Raw genomic sequence first — 19018 nt, forward strand, 5'->3', positions numbered from 1 at the left:
CGCCGGAAGGCGTGAGGGACGGTTGACATGGGATCCCGGCCGGGCCTATAATCCCCACGCAACCCTGTGCACGGGGGGCTCCCCATGCAGGTCCGGAATTACATCAACGGCAAATGGGTGGAGGCGCGCTCCGGGGAGTGGTATGTGGACCTCAACCCGGCCACGGAGGAGCCCGTGGCCGAGGTGGTGAAATCCGATGAGCGGGACGTGGCCGCTGCGGTGGAGGCCGCCGAGGCGGCTTTCGAGAAGTGGCGGAAGGTCTCGGCGCCCAAACGGGCGGAGATCCTGTATCGGGCCGGGCAGCTGCTGGTGGAGCGCAAGGAGCAGCTGGCCCGCCTGCTCACCCAGGAGATGGGGAAGATCCTCCCCGAGGCCCGCGGAGATGTGCAGGAGGCCATCGACATGGCCTTCTACATCGGCGGGGAGGGCCGCCGGCTCCTGGGCTACACCGCCCCAGTGGAGCTGCCCAACAAGTTCGGGATGGCCATCCGCGACCCCATCGGGGTCGTCGCCTGCATCACCCCCTGGAACTTCCCCATCGCCATCCCCTCCTGGAAGATCTTCCCTGCCCTGGTCGCCGGCAACACCGTGATCTTCAAGCCTGCCACCGACACCCCGGCCACCGCCGCCGAGTTCGTGCGGATCTTCGAGGAGGCAGGGCTTCCGCCGGGCGTCCTCAACCTCGTCATCGGCCCTGGCCCCACGGTCGGCAACGCCCTGGTCGAGCATCCCACCGTGAAGGCCATCTCCTTCACCGGCTCCACGGAGGTGGGGCGCGATCTTTACGCCCGGGCCGCCCGGCACCTCAAGCGGGTCTCCCTGGAGATGGGCGGCAAGAACGCCATCATTGTGATGGAGGACGCCAACCTGGAGCTGGCCCTGGAGGCCACCCTGTGGGCGGCCTTCGGGACCACCGGGCAGCGCTGCACGGCGTGCTCCCGGCTGATCCTCCACAAGCCCATCCAGGAGAGGTTCACGGAGATGCTGGTGGAGCGGGCGAAGCAGCTGCGACTGGGGAACGGCCTGGAGCCGACCACCGATGTGGGGCCGCTGATCAACGAGGCGGCGGTGCGGAAGGTCCACTCCTATGTGGAGATCGGGAAGGCGGAGGGGGCCCGGCTGCTGTGCGGCGGCAACCCGGTCAAGGTCAACGGCAAGGGTTTCTTCTACGAGCCCACGATCTTCGATCAGGTGCGGCCGGACATGCGGATCGCCCAGGAGGAGATCTTCGGCCCCGTGCTCTCCATCATCGAGGCGGAAAACCTGGAAGAGGCCATCCGTATCAACAACTCGGTCAACTACGGCCTCTCCAGCAGCCTCTTCACTCAGGATGTCAACAAGGCTTTCCAGGCCATCCGGGATATCACCACAGGCATCGTTTACATCAACCACGGAACCACAGGGGCGGAGATCCAGTTCCCCTTCGGCGGCACCCGCGGGACGGGCAACGGGCATCGGGAGGCCGGGCTGACGGCCATCGAGTTCTTCACGGAGTGGAAGGCGGTTTACGTCGACTACAGCGGCCGGCTCCAGCGGGCCCAGATCGACACCACCGCCTTCGGGCAGGTGCCCATCCAGTGACATCCATCCGGGCTCCCGTCTGGGCGCGGGGCGGGCCGGACGCCCGGCCCGCCCCGCTCTCCGATGCGGGAGCCCCCCGGTCTTGATGGTAAAGTTCGCACGGTTTAGCAAAATTGTGCTAAGATTCACATGGTGCGTTTCTATTGGGATGATGCGTATCCGATTGCGCAGGCGTTGCGGGCGGCCCATCCGGGCGTGGATCCCCTTTCGGTGGACTGGGACACGCTGCATCGGTGGGTGGTCGCCCTGCCGGGTTTCGCGGATGATCCGCGCCTGAAGGATCCGGTGCGGCTGGAGGAGATCCAGCGGGAATGGCTGGAGGAGGTGCTCGCCCATGGATGAGCTGCGTGATCTGAACACCATGCCGGTCCCCTCTGAGCTCCGCAACAACGTGTTCGTCACCACCATTGACCGATTCGTGAGCTACATCTACAACTGGGGGCGCAAGCGATCGGTCTGGCCGATGATGTTCGGCCTCGCCTGCTGCGCCATCGAGATGATCTGCGCTGCGGCCAGTCGCTTCGACATCGCCCGCTTCGGCTCCGAGCTGATGCGCCCCAGCCCCCGGCAGGCGGACCTCATGATCGTTTCCGGCACCGTGACCAAGAAGATGGTTCCCCAGATCGTTCGCCTCTACAACCAGATGCCGGAGCCCAAATACGTGATCTCCATGGGCGCCTGCGCCACGGGCGGCGGCCCCTTCAAAGAGGGCTACAACGTGGTCTCCGGCATTGACAAGTTCATCCCGGTGGACGTGTATGTGCCGGGTTGTCCGCCGCGGCCGGAGGCCCTGTTGCACGGGCTCCTCAAACTCTACGCCAAGATCGAGCGCCAGTCCGTGCGGGAGGTTCCCTGGTATCAGAAAGGGGAATCCGAAGCCATCCCGGTGCCGATCCTGGGGCCGGATCTCATCGACCCCCGACGTCTGCCGGAGATCCGCGCCCGGCTGGCCGAGCTGCGCGCGCAGCAGGGAGGATCCCCGGAGGCTTCCGCGGGATCCGAGAAGGGCGCGTGATGAGCCTCGGGAAACGTTGCGCGTGCGCAATGTCCATGGGATCCCTTTCGCCTGATCATGCCCTCCAGGGGAGGTGGGGATGAGTGCGCCGACGAAGACGAAGGCGGCTCCGCTGGCGGAGCTGAAAGGCGATCTGGCAACCCTGAAGGAGCGTTTCGGCGACGCCGTCCAGCCCGCGGAATACGAGGGCGTGGTGATCGCCAACGACGTTCTGGTGGAGGCAGCCCGCTTCATCCGGGATGAGCTGGGCTACAGGTATCTCTCCAGCGTGACCGCGGTCGACTATATCGAGCAGGGCTATTTCGAGGTGGTCTACCACGCCTACCGCCTCGAGGGCGGCGGCCCCCTGGTGTTCAAAGCCCGGACCCCCCGGGATGTGGCCGCCGTGCCCTCCCTGGTCTCAGTGTGGCCAGGAGCGGATTTCCAGGAGCGGGAGGCCTGGGATCTGATGGGAATCCGTTTCGTCGGCCACCCGAACCTGAAGCGGATCCTGCTGTGGGAGGGATTCCACGGACATCCCCTGCGCAAGGACTGGAAGGAGCCTTACTACGAGGAGGAGCACAAGCCCTTCAGCAGCCGATGGCCTTCCGGCCATCACGTGCGGGCGGAGGATCGGGTCCTCTGGCGCGACAACGTCCAGTATCCGCTGGACTGGGATCCCGACCAGGTCGAGGACACCTCCGACGAGCTGCTCTACATCGGCATGGGGCAGTTCGCCCGGGCGGACACGGGGGAGGTGGTGGAGCCGAAGACCCTGCGCACGGAGCGGCTGGTGGTCAACATGGGTCCCCAGCATCCCAGCACCCACGGGGTCTTCCGCATGGTGGTCACCCTGGACGGGGAGACCATCGTGCGCCTGGAGCCGGTCATGGGCTACCTCCACCGCAACCATGAGAAGATCGGCGAGCGCAATATGTATCTCCAGAACATGCCCTACACGGACCGGCTCGACTACATCTGTTCGATGAGCAACAACCTGGGATACGCCATCGCCGTGGAGAAGCTGCTGGGGATCAAGCCCCCGGAGCGGGCGGAGTATCTGCGGGTGATCATGGCGGAGTTCACCCGGATCGTCAACCACCTCTGGGCCATCGGCTTCCTTCTGAACGACCTGGGGGCTTTCTTCACCCCCGCCCTCTACGCCATTGAAGAGCGGGAGCTGATCCTGGACCTCTTCGAGGAGGCCTCGGGGTCCCGGATGATGTGCAACTATATGCGCTTCGGCGGCGTGGCCCATGATGTCTCCGACGACTGGATCGCCCGGGCCAGGGAGCTGGTCTATAACCGTCTCCCCCGGGCCATCGAGGAGCTGGACCGCTACCTCACGCATAACGAGCTGATCAAAGCCCGCTGCCAGGGGGTAGGGGTGCTCCCGCCGGACCTGGCGGTGGCCTACAGCACGGCGGGGCCGGTGCTGCGCGCCTCGGGGATCCCTTACGACGTGCGCCGGGCGGAGCCTTACAGCATCTACGATCGCTTCGACTTCGATGTGGCGGTCCGCTATAACGGAGACGTTTACGATCGCTACCTGATCCGCATCGACGAGATGTGGCAGTCCCTGCGCATCCTCCGCCAGGCCCTGGATCAGATCCCCAAGGGGGAGATCCAGGCGGGCAAGAAGCAGTATATGATCCGCGTGCCCGCCGGGCAGGCCTACGGGCGGGTGGAGAACCCGAAGGGGGAGCTGGGCTTCTACCTCGTCAGCGACGGCAGCCCCAACCCCTACCGCTATCACATCCGGGCGCCGTCCTTCATCAACCTCACCGCTCTGAACGAGATGTGCAAGGGCCACAAAGTGGCCGACGTGGTGGTCATCCTGGGCAGCATCGACATCGTGCTGGGAGAGGTCGACCGTTAGCCTGCAAGCGGGAGGCGACGCGCGATGATCTACGGTCTCGGCATCCTCAAGGGCCTCGGCGTCACGCTGAAGCATTTCATCTACTCCTATCTCGAGGACGTCCGCTATCTCTTCGAGGGCGGGCGTTATCAGCCGCGCCATCTCCCGGCCCGCCAGGGCCCGCGGGCCCGTGGCGTGTTCACCGTTCAGTATCCGAAGGAAAAGCTGCCGCTGCCCGAGAACTTCCGCTACATCCCCTTCCTGGTCTACGACACCCAGGAGAACAAGATCAAGTGCACCTCCTGCGGGATCTGCGCCAAGGTTTGCCCGCCCCAGTGCATCTGGATCGTGCGGGGCACGGACCCCCAGACCGGTCGCCCGAAGCCGGAGCCGGAGGCCTTCTACATCGACGCCACCATCTGCATGTCCTGCGGCTTCTGCGCCGAGTTTTGCCCCTTCGATGCGATCAAGATGGACCACGATTATGAGCTCTCCGCTTACGAGCGCTACGAATCGTTGCTCTTCGATCTGCCGCGCCTGCTGAAGCCCGACACCTATCATGCCCGGATCCATCCCTCGGACTGGGCGCGGGAGATAGCGGAGAAGGAGGCGGAGAAAGCGAAGAAGGGGGAGAAGGCGGCAGCCCATGCCTCCTCCTGAGCGCGATAACGGAAAGGATCCGCGGTGCGCACGCGAACGGAGGCCATCGAAACGGCGGCGGTGCTGGAAGAGGCAGTGGCCCGGCTGCGGCGGGCAGACCCGGGGCTGCGGGCGGTGATCCTGTTTGGGTCGGCGGCCTGGGCCGAGGAGATGGCCCGCGATCTGGATCTGTTGATCCTCACAGAGGGACAGCCGGAGGAATCCATCCTTCACGATCTCCTAACCGATCTCCCGCTCCCGGTGGATCTGGTGATCCGACGGGTTGGGGAGCCCCTGGGCGGGCTGGCTCCGGCCATCCGCGCGGGCCGTCTGATCTGGGGGGACCCGCGGATCCTCGAGGAGGCGTTATCCGGCATGCCGGTCCCATCCCCGGAGGAGGTCTGGCAGACTCTGGCAGCCGCAGAGGATTATGCCCGCCTGGCCCAGGAGGCAACCTCTCCTCTGCGACGAGATCGCCACTATCGAACGGCTTTCAACACCCTCTTCGAGGCCGCCCGCCTGGCCGTGATGATCTACTTAGGCACCGACGAGGAGCGCTGGGGGCGTCTTTCGCGTGCGCTTCCCCCGGAGCTGGCGGAGCTGTTTCGCCGCCTGATCCATCACCTTCATATCCGATTCTGGTATGAAGGGGAATATCCGAAGGAGCAGGCCGCGGAGGCTTTCCGCTTGTGGAAGGAAGAAGTCCAGCGCTTCATCGAGCGTTTGCTCCCCCGGTGAGAGGCCGGGGATCTCCACCGTCTACCGGTGGGAAACAGGAGGCATGGATGGCGACGACGGAACAGGTGATGCAGGCGTTGCGCCGGGTGATCGACCCGGAGCTGGGGCGGGATATCGTCTCCCTGGGGATGGTGCGGGACGTTCGGGTGGAGGGCGATCGGGTCTCGCTCACGGTGGTGCTCACCACCCCGGCCTGTCCCCTGACGGAGCGCATTGAGGCGGAGGTACGCGCCGCCCTCCAGGCCCTTCCCGGGGTGCGGGAGGTGGACCTGCGGATGTCGGCACAGGTGCCGGCCCACGCCCGGCTGCAGGGGATCGAAGGCCTGGCCTTCAAGAACATCCTGGCGGTGGGCAGCGGCAAGGGCGGGGTGGGCAAGAGCACGGTGGCGGTCAACCTGGCGGTGGCCCTGGCCGGGATGGGGGCGGTGGTCGGGCTGATGGACGCCGATGTGTATGGCCCCAACATCCCGGAGATGATGGGCGTGCGGCGCATCCCCGCCCCGCGGGACAACAAGATCATCCCCGCCGTAGCCTATGGGGTGCGGGTGATGTCCATGGGCTTCTTGCTCCCTCCGGATCAGCCGGTGATCTGGCGCGGCCCGATGCTCCACAGCGCGGTGCGGCAGTTTTTGACCGACGTGGACTGGGGGATGCTGGATTACCTGGTGGTGGATCTGCCGCCGGGGACCGGGGATGTGGCCATCTCTCTGGCCCAGCTGGTGCCCCTGACCGGAGCGGTGGTGGTGACCACGCCCCAGGCCGTCTCGCTGAGCGATGTGGGACGGGCGGTGGAGATGTTCCGGCGGCTGGAGGTGCCTGTGCTGGGGGTGGTGGAGAACATGAGCGGATTCGTCTGCCCCCACTGCGGCCGGGAGACCGCCATCTTCGGGGAGGACGGCGGCCGTCAACTGGCGGAGCGGATGGGGGTGCCTTTCCTGGGGCGCATCCCGCTGGACCCGCGGGTGCGGGAGGGCGGGGATGCGGGGCGGCCCCTCGTGATCGCCCACCCCGACAGCCCAGCGGCCCAGGCCATGCGGGACATTGCCCGCCAGATCGCCGCCCGCATCAGCGTCCTCAACCTCAGCGAGCCGGCGCCCTCGGGCCCCTCCCCCGCGCGTTGAGCGGATCCCGCTGGGGATGGCCCAACGGGGAGGCCTGCGCGGCCTCCCCGTTGTTTTTTCCGCGACCGCGCGTCGGGCTCTCTACCCCTGCAGCCAGGGCCCTTTGTTCTGGAGCACGGCGTAGGTGTTCAGGAGAGCAACGCCGGCCCAGAGCAGGAACGCCAGACACGAAGCGGCCAGGCCCCCCAGGGTGGAGAGGGATCGAAGCGCGTCGCTTCCGGAGGCCCCGGAGATGATCATGAACAGCAGGGGACAGCATCCGAACAGGACACTGAGGGCCAGGTTGTAGCCCATCCCCCAGAAGGCATGCCGTTTGGCCAGGGGATGGAGGTCCTGGACGAAGAAGGCCGCCAGCCCCACGAACCAGATCCACCAGGGCAGGATGGCCAGCAGCTGATCCCGCTGGGAGAGGGGAGCCGGGGAGGGCGCGCCGGACATCGGTTCGGTGGACATGGGGAATCCTCCTTCAGAGTGGAATCGACCGGCCCGAGGCGATGCGCTCCATTTCCATCGGGGGGTGTGTCCCAAAATCGTAGGACAACTGCTTGCAGTTGTCCTACAAAGCGGCCAGCCCGACAAAATTGGGACACACCCCCATCGGGGCGCATCACCCCGCTTGTTTTCCGAGATGATATCATGACGAAGGCGCCCCCTGCAACGGAGAGGCGGGCCGTTGGGGGCGTTTCGGTTTTTCCGCATGCAGGGCAACTGCGAGCAGTTGCCCTGCATTATGAGGTTGCCCTTCGGATCCGTCTCCCCGCGCGTCCAAGGAGGCGGGAATGGGAGATCGGTCCCCGGATCACATGCGAGCGCTCCGTCGCTTGGCGTGCAAGCGCCTTTGAAGGCCGATTTCCAATCGGCGCGAAGGCTTCGGCCGGTGGGTCGGCTTGTGGGCCGAATGAATTCGGCCTCCCGGGGCCTTCGGCCAACGGTCGGCCTGTGCCGACCGGGGAGGTGTCTTTTGCGTCGGCGGAGGCCGACGCCTGGCGCGTAAGCGCCTCAGAAGGCCGATTTCCAATCGGCGTGAAAGCCTGCGCCGACCGGGAAAGCGTTCTTTGCGTCGGCGGAGGCCGACGCCTGGCGCGTAAGCGCCTGGGAAGGCCGATTTCAATCGGCGTGAAGGCCGTTTAGCTCTCTCCTAACGCCTCCCTTGGAGCGGTCCGCATGTTCGCCAGGGCCTCCAGGCTCGGGCTGAGGCGCACCGGATAGCGAGGGGCCTCCCGCAAGGCCTTGTAGGGCTCCGGCAGCCGCCCGAACGCCTCCCGAAACCGTTCCCGCAGCTCGGCCAGGGCCGGGTGGGGGCGGAGCAGACGCCCGCCCTCCATGACCTTCTCCAGCAACGGCGCCCCCCCTTCGATCCGCTCCTCCCGCAGCGCCAGAATGTCCTCCTTCATCTTCCCTTCCTCATCGTAAAACCGGAAAACCTGCTTCGGGCCGGGGAGGGACGCCTTGCCCGGGCTCAGCTTGCGGGCCGGACGGCCCTCATAGGCCACCAGCTTGTAGGCCATGTCCAGCCACGGCCAGTCCTCCGAAACCCCCATCCGGGTCCCCACCCCAAAGGCGTCGATGGGCGCGCCGGCCTGCACCAGCTCCTCGATGCGGTATTCATCCAGCCCCCCGCTGGCCAGGATCCGCACCTCGGGAAGGCCCGCTTCGTCCAGGATGCGGCGCACCTCCCGGCTGAGGGCGAGCAGATCTCCGCTGTCCAGGCGCACCCCGAGCAGGCGACGCCCTCGCTCCCGCAGCTCCAGGCCCACCCGGGCGGCCCGACGGGCCCCCTCCAGCGTGTCATACGTATCGATGAGGAAGATCGCCCGCTCCGGGAAGGTCTCCGCGAAGGCCCGGAAGGCTTCCTCCTCCTCCGCAAAGGCCATGATGAACGAGTGGGCCATGGTCCCCGTGATGGGGATCCCATAGACCTTGCCCGCCAGGACGTTGCTGGTGGCCTGGAAGCCTACCAGATACGAACAGCGGGCGACCTTCAGCCCGGCGTCCACCCCATGGGTCCGTCGCAGGGCGAAATCCACCACCCCTCGCCCCCGGGCGGCCGCGACGCAGCGAGCGGCCTTGGTGGCGATCATCGTCTGCAGGTGCACCTGGTTGATCACATAGGTCTCCGCGATCTGGGCCTGGATGATGGGCGCCGTGATCTCCAGGATCGGCTCCTGGGCGAACACCAGCGTCCCCTCCGGGACCGCCCACACGTCCCCGGTGAAGCGCAGCTCGGCGAGGTAATCCAGGAAGGGGCGGGCGAAGATCCCGGTGGACTCCAGATACTCCAGGGCTTCCGGGGGGAAGCGGAAATCTTCCAGGAAGCGGAGCACATCCTCCAGACCGGCCGCCACCAGAAAGCCCCGCTCCGGCGGGAGATCCCGCACGAACAGGCTGAAGGTGGCCAAGCCGGTGACCCCATGGGCCCAGTAGGCCTGGGCCATGGTCAGCTCATACAGATCCGTGACCAGGATCCGATCTTCCGGGCGCAGCATCTGGGTTCCCTCGCGCAAAGGATCGCCTGGGATCATCCCCGGATTACATGCTCTCCGGCAGGAAGGCCTGGCGCACGTCTTCGATCTCCGGCATCCGGCGCAGGGCCTCGAGGACGGCCTCCGGGGCCGGGCTGTCCAGATTAATGAACGACAGGGCCGTCCCACCCGGGCGGTCTCGCCCCAGGCGCCACTCGGCGATGTTGATCCCATACTGGCCCAGGAGCGTCCCCACCCGGCCGATCACCCCGGGCACGTCGCGGCTGCGCATGACCAGCATGGCCCCGCGGGGCAGCGCCTCCATCGGGAAGGCGTCCACCTGGACGATGCGGGGCTCCCCGGCGAACAGGGCGCCGACGATCAGCCGCGCCTCTTTGGTGGAGAGAACCCGGCAGGCGATGGCCTGGGCGTAGGCCCCCAGGATCGGCTGGGGGGCCTCCACGATGCGGATGCCGTGCTCCTGGGCCCGCACGGGGGCGTTCACGAAGGTCACCGTGTCCCCCAGGATAGGGGCGAGCAGCCCTTTCAGCAACGCCACCCCCAGCGGCCGGATCACCGGGCGCAGCTCCTCCCCCCGCACATCGATCTCCACCTGATAGATGCGCCCCCGCACGATCTGCATCTGCAGGCTCCCCAGCACCTCCGCCAGGCGCATATAGGGAGCCAGGGCGCGATAATCAGCCCCCTCCGGGAAGGGGAGGTTCACCACGTTGCGGAAATCCCGGCCCCGCAGGGCGTCCAGCACCTGCTGGGCGATCTGCCGGCTGATCAGACGCTGGGCCTCGCGGGTGCTGCCCCCCAGGTGGGGCACCGCCAGCACCCGTTCGTGGGCGATCAGGGCCTGCAGGATCGGCGAGCGCGGCGGCTCCTCGCTGAAGGTATCCAGGGCCGCCCCGGCGACACGACCGGCGTTCAAGGCCTCCAAGAGCGCCTCCTCATCGATCACCGCCCCCCGGGCTGTGTTCACCAGATAGATCCCGGGCTTCATCTTCTCAAAGGCCGCCCGGTTGAGCATGCGATAGGTCTCCCGGGTGAGGGGGACGTGCAGGCTCAGGATGTCGGACCGAGCGTAGAGCTCATCGGGATCGGGCACCAGCTCGATCTGCAAGGCCGCGGCCCGCTCCTCAGGGATGTAGGGATCGAAGGCGATCACGTGCATCTCGAAGGCGCGGGCCCGGCGGGCCACCTCCGTCCCGATCCGCCCCAACCCCAGCAACCCCAGCGTCTTGCCCGCCAGCTGGACCCCGAGGAAGCGCTCCCGCTCCCAGCGGCCCTCCCGCAGGGAGAGCCAGGCCGGGGGGATCTTGCGCAGGAGGGCCAGCAGCAGCGCGAAGGTGTGTTCCGCCACGGCCACCGTGCTGGCCGCGGGCGTGTTCATCACCAGGATCCCCCTTTGCGTGGCCGCCTCCAGGTCGATGTTGTCCACGCCGATGCCTGCCCGGGCGATCACCCGGAGCCGCTCCGCCGCCTCCAGCACTTTCGCGTCCAGCCGGACCCCGCTGCGCACGATCAGCGCGTCGCAGTTCCGGACCAGCTCCCGCAGCGTCTCCGGCGAGGGCCGTCGGGCCTCCACCACCTCTACCTCAGGGTCCGCGCGCAACAGGGCCAGCCCTTCCTCGTCCAGCGGGTCCGTCAACGCGATGCGCCACATCTGCGTGTCCCTCCTCACTTCGCAGCGAGCCATTCGTCGATATCCATCAGCAGCGCCTCGATGTGATGGGGCTGGATCTCCCCCATATGGGCGATGCGGAAGGTTTTCCCCTTCAACGGGCCGTAGCCGGAGGAGATCACCTTGCCCCGCCGACGCAGGAATTCGTTCAGGGCGCTGATGTCGATCCCCCGGGTGTTGGACACGCAGGTCAGCGTCCAGGAGCGGTGGCCGTCCTCGGCGAACAGGGCGAACCGCTCCGAGGCCCAGGCCTGCACCCGTTCCGCCATGCGGCGGTGGCGTTCCCAGCGGGCCTCCAGCCCTTCCTCCAGGATGCGGTCGAACTGCCGATCGGCGGCGAAGAGCAGGGAGATGGCGGGCGTGGCTGGCGTCTCCCCCCGGTCCGCGTAACGCGCCATGGTGAGCAGGTCGAAATAGTAGCCCCGATGAGGAACCTCTTTCGCCTTCTCCATCGCCCGCTCCGACACGGCGCAGAAGGCCAGCCCCGGGGGCAGGGCCAGGCATTTCTGGGAGGAGGTGAGGACGAAATCCAGGCCCCAGGCATCGGTCTCCAGGGGTGCCCCGCCCAGGGAGGAGACCGCGTCCACCAGGATCAGCACGTCCGGGAAGGCCTGGCGCACCGCCGCGGCGATCTCCGCCAGGGGGTTCATCACTCCCGTGGAGGTCTCGTTGTGCACGACGGTGATGGCCTCGGCGTCGGGGTGGGCGGAGAGGGCCTCCACAACCTGCTCAGGCCGGATGGCCTGCCCCCAGGCCACGGAGAGGGCGGCCGCCTCTTTCCCGTTGGCCAGCGCCACCTGATGCCATCGCTCCCCGAAGGCGCCGTTGATCAGGCAGAGGACCTTCCGGCGCACCAGGTTGCGGATCGCGGCCTCCCACAGGCCGGTGCCGGAGGCGGCGACGAAGAACACCCGCCCGCGCGTGCGGAAGATCGCCTGCAGGCGCGGGATCAGCCGCTCGAACAAAGCGGTGAACTCCCGGCTGCGGTGGCCGATCATCGGTCGGGCCTGCGCCTGCGCGATCTCCTCCGGGACATACGTCGGGCCGGGGATGAAGAGCATCGGCGCCTCTTCCATACGGGATCCACCTCCTTACCTCTGGTAGGAGGGGCTTTAGCCCCGAACTTCGGTTTTCGATGACGCAAGGTTCTCTGTAAGTCGAAATTTATTTCGACTCAGCCGGTGCAGAGAACACCTGACCGTCTGCAGGCGTCCAGATCCAGCTTGAAACCCCAATCCCTGCCTTCGATCCCTCGATGGTCGTGGCGGAAGCTCTTAGAGCCAGGGTGCCGAAATGAATTTCGGCTTACGCAGGAGGGGCTTTCATCCCGAACCTCCGTCTTTGATGACGCAGGAGGTCGCGGCGAAAGCCGCTCCTACTTCGTGCCCCCATTCGTGGACGGCCCCTCGCCCATCGTCACAACCGAGCGCGGCGAAAGCCGCTCCTGCAACAGGGATGCCGAAATGAATTTCGGCTTACGGAAGAAGGGTCTTTTGCCCCGAACCTCCGTCTTTGACGACGAAAAGTCGCGGCTAAAGCCGCTTCTACAAAAGGATGCCGAAACGAATTTCGGCTTATAGCGCGTGCCACGCCTGAAGGAACCGTTCATGGCGGACAGGATCCCGAAAGCGGGCCTCGCCGTTCCGGAAGGCCTGCAGACCCTCCCGCAGGATCCCCTCCGCCGGGGTTCCCTGCAGGGCCCGGGCGCGTTCCGGGGAGAGCGCCAGAGGAAGAATAGGCGCCAGGCGCGGGCAGCGGATGTAGACCTCAGCGTTCTCCGCGACAGCGGGTCGGTGGAACACGCCCCCAAATCCGGCGAAAAGGTGAACCGCGCCCTGGGCGATGAGATCGGTGATCCCATCCCCCACCAGCATCAAGCGCCGCCCCGGTGCCCGGAAGCCCTCCAGCAGGCGGGCCTTCCCGTCCTGGGCGATCAGAGGAGAAGGCTCCACGCCGACAGCGGGTCCTTCCTCGCCTCGCCACCATGCCCCTGCGAAGGGATCATAGCGCGGGCGGACGGCGTGGATGCGCTGGGCGGGGATGCCCAGGAAACGCCCCAGCCCCCGCACCGCCTCCTCCAATCCGCCGCTGATCAGATGCACGGAGATCCCACAGGCGTGGAGGGCGTGGATCACCCCCGCGGCGTCCGGGAGGAGATGTTCCCGGTAGATGCGGATCAGCTCCTGGATCTCCGCGCGGGTCGGGCGGATCAGCGCGAGGCGCTGCTCGTAGACGGCTTCCAGAGGGAGATGGCCGGACATCGCGGCTTCCGTGAGGGCGGCCACCGCCATCGCTTGGCCCCGTCGCCGGGCCAGCTCCACGATCCCCTCCACCCCTACCAGCGTCCCATCGCAGTCGAAAAACACGTGGGTGAACGAGACCCAGCGGACCGGTCCGGCCTCCATTCCGCCCACTCCGTGAAGGATTTCGCAAGATTATACCACGGATCGCAAGAGGGGCCGTCCCCGAATCTGAAAGGGGTGTGTCCCGAAATCGTAGGACAACTGCTTGCAGTTGTCCTACAAGGCGGCCGGGCCCGACAAAATTGGGACACACCCTCTGAAAGATGAAGGCACGACTCTGACCTCCGGAGTCTCAGGCATACTCCCATTCGTGGGTTCGTGCCTCTCCTTCGTGGACGACCCCCACCCAGCCTTCGAAGTCCCCGCGCGCTTTCATTTGTGTATTCGTGTCCCTATTCGTGGACGGCTTCTCCGGGGCGCCTTGACGGAGATCCGGCCCATGGTTAAGATATTCCCTCAAATCGCTCCATAGATCACAAAACCGGACACGGCGTCGGAGAGCGGAAGAGGAGATCCGGATGCAGGGGGTTCTGGCGCTGGAGGATGGGACGGTCTTTATCGGGCGGGCCTTCGGGGCGCGGGCCACCGTGGTGGGGGAGGTGGTTTTCAACACCGCGATGACCGGCTACCAGGAGATCCTCACGGATCCCTCTTATCGGGGCCAGATGGTCGTGATGACGTGTCCCCACATCGGCAACGTGGGGGTGAACGATGAAGACGTGGAAAGCGATCGCCCTCAGGTCGCTGCCTTCATCGTCCGCGCCTTAAGCCCGGTGGTCTCCAACTGGCGGGCGAAGGAGAGCCTGGAGGATTATCTCGCCCGCCACGGCGTGCCCGGCCTGTGCGAGGTCGACACCCGCGCCCTGACCCGGCGGATCCGGGAGAAAGGGGCGATGAAGGCGGCCCTCTCCACGGAGGGAGTGGATCCGGAGTCCCTGGTGGAGATGGCACGAGCGTGGGAAGGGCTGGAGGGCCGGGACACGGTGCGCGAGGTAACCTGCGCCGTTCCCTATGAGTGGATGGAGGGATCCGGCCGCTGGCAGCCCCATGGATTCCAGCCGGATCCCGAGCGGCGGCGCCACGTGGTGGTGTATGACTTCGGCGTCAAGCGCTCTATCCTCCGGCGGCTGGTCGATCGAGGATGCCGGGTTACGGTCGTGCCCGCCTACACGCCCGCGGCGGAGGCCCTCCGCCTGCGGCCCGATGGGATTGTCCTCTCCAACGGGCCGGGGGACCCCGCCGGGTTGCCGGGGATCGTGGAGATCGTGCGAGGGCTCCTCGAAACGGGGGTTCCGCTCTTCGGCATCTGCCTGGGCCATCAGCTGATCGCCCGGGCCATAGGCGCCCGCACCTACAAGCTCCCCTTCGGCCACCACGGGAGCAACCACCCGGTCCTGGACCGGACCACCGGTCGGGTCCAGATCACCGCCCAGAACCACAATTACGCCGTGGACCCCGATACCCTGGACCCGGATCAGGTGGTGATCACCCATCTCAATCTGAACGATGGGACGGTGGAGGGGCTGGCGCTGCGGGATCGGCCGGTGTTCTCCGTGCAATACCATCCGGAGGCCAATCCCGGCCCCCACGACGCGGATCCCATCTTCGATCAATGGGTAGAAACGCTGGGACGTTAGTCGCTCGTCGGTATGGAGCGATCTTGATCACCCTGGATCGGCAGCAACTGGAGCGGGGATCATCCAGCCTGAGCGTTCTCACCCCGGCAGATGCGCTCAATCTCTTAGAACAGCCAGGCTGAGAAATGTAAAGCGTCAGCGCGAAAACGCTGTGGAATGGGGCGGGCGTTGGAAAACGCCCGCCCATTTGTGCGGCGAGGTGGAACTCCGGATGCCGCGGCGCACCGACATCCGCTCCATCCTGGTCATCGGCTCCGGGCCGATTGTGATCGGCCAGGCGGCCGAGTTCGACTATTCGGGGACCCAGGCCCTCAAGGTCCTGCGGCGGGAAGGCTATCGGGTGATCCTGGTCAACTCCAACCCGGCCACCATCATGACCGATCCCGAGATGGCCGATGCCACCTACATCGAGCCCCTGGTCCCGGAGATCCTCGAGCGGATCATCGCCCGAGAGCGGCCGGACGCCTTGCTCCCCACCCTGGGCGGCCAGACCGCCCTGAACCTGGCCATGGCGTTGCACGAACAAGGGGTCCTGGAGCGCTACGGGGTGGAGCTCATCGGCGCCTCGCCTCAGGCGATCCGCATCGCGGAGGACCGCCTCGCTTTCAAAGAGGCGATGGAGAAAGCCGGCCTGGAGGTCCCCCGCAGCGTCCTGGCCCGCTCCGTGGAGGAGGCGCTGGCCTTCGCCGAGCAGGTGGGCTACCCGGTGCTCATCCGCCCTTCCTTCACCCTGGGCGGCACCGGGGCCGGCGTCGCCCGTTCCCGGGAGGAGCTGATGGATCGCGTGGATCTGGCGCTGCGCCTTAGCCCCGTCGGCTCGGCCCTCATCGAGGAGTCCCTTCTGGGCTGGAAGGAGTTCGAGCTGGAGGTGATGCGGGATCGCCACGACAACTTCGTGGTGGTGTGCTCCATCGAGAACCTGGACCCCATGGGCATACACACCGGGGATTCCATCACCCTGGCCCCGGCCCAGACCCTCACGGACAAAGAGTATCAGCGCATGCGGGACTGGGCCCGGGCGGTGATGCACGCGGTGGGAGTGGAGACCGGCGGCTCCAACGTCCAGTTCGCCGTGAACCCCCGCGATGGCCGGATGCGGGTCATCGAAATGAACCCGCGGGTTTCCCGCTCCTCCGCCCTGGCCTCCAAGGCCACGGGCTTTCCCATCGCCAAGATCGCCGCGCTCCTCGCAGTGGGCTACACCCTGGACGAGCTTCGCAACGAGATCACGCGGCGCACGGTGGCGGCCTTCGAGCCGGCCATCGATTACGTGGTGGTGAAGATCCCCCGGTGGACCTTCGAGAAGTTCCCCGGCGCCGATCCGACCCTCGGCCCCCAGATGAAATCCGTGGGGGAGGTGATGGCCATCGGGCGGACCTTCAAGGAGGCGCTCCAGAAGGCGATGCGGGGGTTGGAGATCGGGGCGAAGGGCTTTGAGGGATTCCCGCCTGAGCGGCGGCCCTCCGATCTGCGGGCTGCCCTGGCCTGCCCGAACCCGGATCGTCTGCGGGCCGTCCACGACGCTCTGATGGCCGGGATGCCGGTCCAGGAGGTCGCCGCCCTCACCGGATACGACCCCTGGTTCGTCGTTCAGATGGCGGAGCTGGTCGAGCGGGAACGGGAGCTGCGCCGCTACACCCTGGCCACGGTCCCGGCAAGCCTGTTGCGCCAGGCCAAGCGGGAGGGGTTCTCGGACGCCCAGCTGGCGGCCTTCTTCGGCTGCACGGAGGAGGCGGTCCGCCGCCGCCGAGAAGCTCTGGGCATCCGCCCACGCTACGCCCAGGTGGACACCTGCGCGGCGGAGTTCGAGGCTTACACGCCCTATCTTTACAGCACCTACGAGGAGAGCGACGAGGCCCCGCCGACGGATCGCCCCAAGGTGGTGATCGTCGGCAGCGGCCCCAACCGCATCGGGCAGGGGATCGAGTTCGATTACAGCTGTTGCCAGGCCGCCTTCGCCCTGCGGGAGCTGGGAATCGAATCGATCATGGTGAACTCCAACCCGGAGACGGTGAGCACGGACTACGACACCTCGGATCGCCTGTATTTTGAGCCGTTGGCCCTGGAGGATGTGCTGAACATCGTCGAGCGGGAGCGGCCCCTCGGCGTCATCGTGCAGTTCGGGGGGCAGACGGCCCTCAACCTCACCATGCCCCTGCACCGCGCCGGGGTGCCCATCCTGGGCACCTCCCCCGACGCCATCGACCTGGCGGAGGATCGAGGGCGGTTCAGCGCCCTGTTGCGGGACCTGGACATTCCTCAGCCGGAGCATGGGACGGCGACGTCCGTCGAGGAGGCCCTTGAGGTCGCCCGGCGCATCGGCTACCCGGTTCTGGTCCGGCCCAGCTACGTCCTGGGCGGGCGGGCCATGGCCATCTGTTACGATGAGGAGACCTTGAAGGCCTATATGGCCGAAGCGGTGTGGGTCTCCCCGGAGCGACCGGTGCTGATCGATCGCTTCCTGGAAGATGCCTACGAGGCGGAGGTGGATGCGGTGGCGGATGGGAAGCGCGTGGTCATCGGGGGCATCCTCCAGCATATCGAGGAAGCAGGGGTGCACTCCGGAGATTCCGCCTGCGTGCTGCCGCCCTACAAGATCTCCCGCTATCACCTCCAGATCATCGAGGAATACACCGAGCGGATCGCCCTGGCCCTGGGGGTGCGGGGGCTGATCAACATCCAGTTCGCGATCAAGGACGACATCGTCTACGTCCTGGAGGCCAACCCGCGGGCCTCCCGCACCGTACCCTTCATCAGCAAAGCCACCGGGGTTCCCCTGGCCCGCATCGCCACCCGGGTGATGCTGGGGCAGTCCTTAGAGGAGATCGGCTTCACCCGTTCGCCGGAGGTCCGGGCGTTCTTCGTGAAGGAGGCGGTCCTTCCGTTCCGCAAGCTGCCGGGCGCGGATGCCATCCTGGGCCCTGAGATGAAATCCACCGGCGAGGTGATGGGCTGGGCGGAGACCTTCGGCCACGCTTTCGCCAAGGCGGAGATGGCCGCTGGGGACGCCCTGCCTCTCCACGGGACGGTGTTGCTCTCTGTGAACGACTTCGATAAGGGGAGCGTGTTGAAGATCGCCCGGGACTTCCACCGTCTGGGCTTCCGGTTGATGGCCACCCGGGGCACGGCGGAAGCCCTGCGGCGCGTGGGGTTGCCGGTGGAGGTGGTAAACAAGGTAAGCGAGGGCTCTCCCCACGTGGTGGACGCCATCCGGGAAGGGCGGGTGCAGCTGATCCTGAACACCCCCCTGGGCCCGCGGGCCTATACCGACGGCATGCGGATCCGCCAGGCGGCCGTGCGTTACGGGGTGCCGCTGCTCACCACCCTCTCCGCCGCCGCCGCAGCCGTCCAGGCCATCCGGGCCATGCGGGAGCGGGATTTCACGGTGATGAGCCTGCAGGAGCACTACGCCCGAAAGCGCAGCGCATGAGGAGTTCCACCCTGGAGGAGACGGGTCGAAGATGAAGAAAAGGGGGATCTCCATGGATCTCGGGACCGCTGTCGTGCTGATCCTCGCGGCGGTGATGGTGGGCGTTGCCTATGCGCGGGGCGGGGAGGTGGCGGCGGCCGGATGGCGGGGGGTGGGGCGGGCCGTGCGCGACTTCCTACCGCTCTTCCTCGGGATCTTCATCCTCATCGGCTTCTCGGAAGTCCTGATCCCCCGTGAGGTCATCGCGCGGTGGCTGGGGCCCAGCTCGGGCTGGCGAGGGATTCTGATCGCCAGCGGGGTGGGGATGCTGATCCCCGGCGGGCCCTTCGTCTCCTTCCCCCTGGTCGCGATGCTCTATCGGGCCGGAGCCGGCATAGGCGCGGTGGTCGCCTTCGTCACCGCCTGGTCCCTCTGGTCCCTCACCCGGCTGCCCCTGGAGTTCGCCCTCCTGGGCCCGCGCCTGATGATGGCGCGTCTGATCTCCACCCTGTTCATGCCCCCGCTGGCCGGATGGATCGCCCACCTGCTCTTCGATTGACCCTTGTCGACCTTGGGATGAGATCCG

The 19018-nt window shown here is 66.8% G+C and carries 15 protein-coding genes and 1 pseudogene; 11 read left to right on the top strand and 5 right to left on the bottom strand.

Going from position 1 to position 19018, the window contains the following annotated elements; translation table 11 throughout:
* Positions 1–84 precede the first annotated feature (84 nt).
* The 8 genes and pseudogenes from KNN16_RS04190 (at position 85) to KNN16_RS04220 (ending at position 6931) form a co-directional block, all read left to right on the top strand.
* Positions 85–1581: an aldehyde dehydrogenase family protein gene (locus tag KNN16_RS04190; protein WP_303899145.1), complete on the top strand. Its 1497-nt coding sequence runs from the start codon at positions 85–87 to the stop codon at positions 1579–1581.
* A 129-nt stretch (positions 1582–1710) separates the two neighbouring features.
* Positions 1711–1923 (top strand): Fe-S cluster assembly protein IscX, encoded by a 213-nt coding sequence (gene iscX, locus KNN16_RS04195; protein WP_303899148.1) that lies wholly within the window; start codon positions 1711–1713, stop codon positions 1921–1923.
* A 19-nt stretch (positions 1924–1942) separates the two neighbouring features.
* Complete coding sequence (locus KNN16_RS04200; protein WP_299287970.1) at positions 1943–2596, top strand: NADH-quinone oxidoreductase subunit B; 654 nt, start codon at positions 1943–1945, stop codon at positions 2594–2596.
* Positions 2597–2675: 79 nt separating this feature from the next.
* Positions 2676–3125: pseudogene (locus tag KNN16_RS15090) on the top strand (NADH-quinone oxidoreductase subunit C); the annotation flags it as partial.
* A 174-nt stretch (positions 3126–3299) separates the two neighbouring features.
* Complete coding sequence (locus tag KNN16_RS15095; protein ID WP_366972871.1) at positions 3300–4454, top strand: NADH-quinone oxidoreductase subunit D; 1155 nt, start codon at positions 3300–3302, stop codon at positions 4452–4454.
* 24 nt (positions 4455–4478) lie between these two features.
* Positions 4479–5093, top strand: a complete 615-nt coding sequence (locus KNN16_RS04210) for a 4Fe-4S binding protein (RefSeq protein WP_303899153.1) — start codon at positions 4479–4481, stop codon at positions 5091–5093.
* A gap of 24 nt (positions 5094–5117) precedes the next feature.
* Entirely contained in the window at positions 5118–5810 is a 693-nt protein-coding gene (locus KNN16_RS04215) for a nucleotidyltransferase domain-containing protein (RefSeq protein WP_303899154.1), read from the top strand.
* A gap of 47 nt (positions 5811–5857) precedes the next feature.
* Positions 5858–6931, top strand: a complete 1074-nt coding sequence (locus KNN16_RS04220) for an Mrp/NBP35 family ATP-binding protein (RefSeq protein WP_299287964.1) — start codon at positions 5858–5860, stop codon at positions 6929–6931.
* An 81-nt stretch (positions 6932–7012) separates the two neighbouring features.
* Here KNN16_RS04220 and KNN16_RS04225 read toward each other — a convergent pair whose 3' ends face one another.
* From KNN16_RS04225 to KNN16_RS04245, 5 genes are all read right to left on the bottom strand, one after another.
* Entirely contained in the window at positions 7013–7384 is a 372-nt protein-coding gene (locus KNN16_RS04225; protein WP_303899158.1) for a hypothetical protein, read from the bottom strand.
* A 674-nt stretch (positions 7385–8058) separates the two neighbouring features.
* Positions 8059–9417, bottom strand: coding sequence for a nicotinate phosphoribosyltransferase (locus KNN16_RS04230; RefSeq protein ID WP_303899159.1), 1359 nt, complete (start codon positions 9415–9417; stop codon positions 8059–8061).
* A 43-nt stretch (positions 9418–9460) separates the two neighbouring features.
* Complete coding sequence (gene serA / locus KNN16_RS04235) at positions 9461–11065, bottom strand: phosphoglycerate dehydrogenase (RefSeq protein ID WP_299288739.1); 1605 nt, start codon at positions 11063–11065, stop codon at positions 9461–9463.
* Positions 11066–11079: 14 nt separating this feature from the next.
* Positions 11080–12159: an alanine--glyoxylate aminotransferase family protein gene (locus tag KNN16_RS04240; protein WP_303899163.1), complete on the bottom strand. Its 1080-nt coding sequence runs from the start codon at positions 12157–12159 to the stop codon at positions 11080–11082.
* Between the two features lie 498 nt (positions 12160–12657).
* Positions 12658–13488, bottom strand: coding sequence for a haloacid dehalogenase-like hydrolase (locus KNN16_RS04245; RefSeq protein ID WP_303899167.1), 831 nt, complete (start codon positions 13486–13488; stop codon positions 12658–12660).
* A gap of 416 nt (positions 13489–13904) precedes the next feature.
* Between KNN16_RS04245 and carA the strand changes: the two genes are divergently transcribed.
* From carA to KNN16_RS04260, 3 genes are all read left to right on the top strand, one after another.
* Complete coding sequence (gene carA / locus KNN16_RS04250; protein WP_303899170.1) at positions 13905–15023, top strand: glutamine-hydrolyzing carbamoyl-phosphate synthase small subunit; 1119 nt, start codon at positions 13905–13907, stop codon at positions 15021–15023.
* Between the two features lie 211 nt (positions 15024–15234).
* A complete protein-coding gene (gene carB / locus KNN16_RS04255; protein WP_303899172.1) occupies positions 15235–18453 on the top strand; it encodes a carbamoyl-phosphate synthase large subunit in 3219 nt (1072 codons plus the stop codon).
* Positions 18454–18505: 52 nt separating this feature from the next.
* On the top strand, positions 18506–18991 hold the full coding sequence (locus KNN16_RS04260) for a permease (RefSeq protein WP_303899174.1): 486 nt from the start codon (positions 18506–18508) through the stop codon (positions 18989–18991).
* Positions 18992–19018 lie beyond the last annotated feature (27 nt).

This window comes from Thermoflexus hugenholtzii (assembly GCF_018771565.1).
Taxonomy (GTDB): Bacteria; Chloroflexota; Anaerolineae; order Thermoflexales; family Thermoflexaceae; genus Thermoflexus; species Thermoflexus hugenholtzii_A.